At 51.3% G+C, this 298-nt stretch carries 1 protein-coding gene; it reads right to left on the bottom strand.

The window, feature by feature from the left end; translation table 11 throughout:
* Nucleotides 1–298, bottom strand: a 298-nt coding sequence (locus A7090_RS23115) for a transposase (protein WP_198599613.1), incomplete at both ends; no start/stop codon positions are given.

Raw genomic sequence — 298 nt, 5'->3', positions numbered from 1 at the left:
ACGTATTTCAGGCTGTTACGCACCATATGGATGATGCACAGCTGGATGTGAGTCTGCGGATAGACGCTGTTTATCGCATCCGGGAAGCCCTTCAGACCGTCCACGCAGGCAATCAGAATGTCCTGAAGACCGCGATTTTTAAGCTCTGTCAGCACACTCAGCCAGAACTTTGCGCCTTCATTTTCGGCCAGCCACATACCCAGTAATTCTTTCTGGCCTTCGGTGTTGATACCTGGCGCCAGGAACACCGCTTTGTTAATCACGCTGCCATTCTGACGGACTTTGACGACAATGCAGT

It is taken from the genome of Escherichia sp. MOD1-EC7003 (genome assembly GCF_002965065.1).
Taxonomy (GTDB): domain Bacteria; phylum Pseudomonadota; class Gammaproteobacteria; order Enterobacterales; family Enterobacteriaceae; genus Escherichia.
This window is presented reverse-complemented; position numbering and strand designations above follow the sequence as displayed.